Below are 1,853 nucleotides of genomic sequence, written 5' to 3' on the forward strand. Positions count from 1 at the left end.
TTTTTTTGGGCGAAGGGCTGACGCGAATCAAAATCATCTGCATTCTGCTGTCCATGGCCGGGGTGGCCGGGGTGGCTTTCGGGTCTGGAGAAACCCAGGGCCGGGGCGGGTGGCCCCTCCTGGGGGTGGCCTGCGGTCTGGTCTCGGGGCTGACCTATGCCTCATACTACATCTTTTCCAAGCGATTCCTCCGAACCTATCGGGCCCCAACCATCTTTCTCTACATCCAGCCCTTCGGGGCTCTTTTTCTCCTTCCGTTTCTCGGCGGGCTCCCGACCGATGCCGTGGCCTGGGCCTCGGTTCTCTTCCTGGGTCTTGTGACCAATTTCGGGGCCTACACACTGTACTGCCGGGGGCTGGAGCGAATGGAGGCCTCCAAGGCATCGGTCCTGGCGACTATCGAGCCGCTGGCCGCGGCAGTGCTGGCCTTTGCCTGGTGGGGAGAGCGATTTTCCTTGGTCGGATATCTTGGAAGCATCCTCATTGTCGTCAGCGTGGTCGTGCTGGTCCGAGAGAATCGCCGGAATTTCCCTAATCCGTATTGACAACGCCCTGAAGCTGGTTTCAAGTATTCGCATTCAGCCTGCGGATCGCAACGGCTGGAATCGATCAAGCTAGAATCAATTCCTTTTATCTATACACAGACATTTGGACAGATGGAGGACCTTTCGATGACGACAAAATGGAGGGCGGCTCTGGCCGGGGCCGTGACTGTGATTTTTTTGGGAACCGCCGGCATCAGAGCCTCGGAGCAAAGCGGCTCTTATGTGGGGTCCGAGGCCTGCGGGGAGTGCCATCAGGAACAGTTCGAGTCCTTTTCCAAATATTCCAAAAAGTCCCACACCCAGAGGGGCGTGCTGAAGATGTTCTCGGACTTGGAGGAACAGGAGAAAAAGGAGTGCTACGAGTGTCACACCACCGGCTACGGTCGTGGCGGCTTCGTCAGTTATGAAACAACGCCACAATTCGCCGACGTGGGCTGTGAGACCTGCCACGGTCCGGGTGGGGATCATGCCGAGTACGGGGGGGACACCGAGTACATCACTAGAAGACCATTGGTGGAGAGCTGCGAGAAATGCCACAATGCCGCCCGGGTCAAGGACTTTAACTACAAGCCCCTGCTCTACAGCGGGGCCCATTGAGTTTGAGACCGAAGCGTTTCGCGGCCTAAGGCCTTTATTGATCACATCCCAGCAATCGGAGTTCCCGGCATGTACAAGCGGATCAAAAATTCTCTGAATCTGAAACTCAATCTGCTGGTCGTCCTAGTGGCCATTGTCGTGTTCACGGTCATCATCATCGTGTCAGGATACTGGCAGAAGGCGGCCATGGTCCACCAGCTCGAGGAAGCGGCCATCAAGACGGCGGAGCTGGTCAAGCTCTCCATCGAAAAGCCCATGATTGTCGGCAACGACGAGGGTACGAGGCACGAGTTCAAGTTCCTGGCCGAGCACTATCCGGATATGCGGGTGGTCATGACCAACCATGCCGGCAACATCACCTATTCCACCGAGTCGTCCAACGAGCGGAAGGATTTCGCCCAGTGTTGCGCCTCGACCGATGTCGCCGACCTCGCGTCCAGGGCCCTGAAGACCATGCTCAACGACGGGCTGATGACCGAGCTAGACGGTCGAAAAGTCTACGCCCATGTGGAATCCATAGCCAACGCCCCGTCCTGTCACCACTGCCATGGAGCGTCCAAGCCGATCTTGGGACAGATGACCCTGGTCCAGGATGTCACACCGGTCATGGCTGCCATCGACGGCCAGTTGTTCAAGATGCTGGCACTATTCCTGGCCGGGTTGATTCTCATCAGCGGAACGATCATATTTTTCATCAACAGGGTGGTCATC

At 57.2% G+C, this 1,853-nt stretch carries 3 protein-coding genes; all 3 read left to right on the forward strand.

What is annotated here, in order from left to right; all coding sequences use genetic code 11:
- Positions 1-545: EamA/RhaT family transporter (locus EOM25_14480; protein NCC26382.1), on the forward strand; the 545-nt coding region annotated here is incomplete at its 5' end.
- A 111-nt stretch (positions 546-656) separates the two neighbouring features.
- Positions 657-1,142 (forward strand): cytochrome C, encoded by a 486-nt coding sequence (locus EOM25_14485; GenBank protein NCC26383.1) that lies wholly within the window; start codon positions 657-659, stop codon positions 1,140-1,142.
- Positions 1,143-1,211: 69 nt separating this feature from the next.
- On the forward strand, positions 1,212-1,853 hold a 642-nt coding region (locus EOM25_14490; GenBank protein ID NCC26384.1), incomplete at its 3' end, for a methyl-accepting chemotaxis protein.

It is taken from the genome of Deltaproteobacteria bacterium, assembly GCA_009929795.1.
Classification (GTDB): domain Bacteria; phylum Desulfobacterota; class Desulfovibrionia; order Desulfovibrionales; family Desulfomicrobiaceae; genus RZZR01.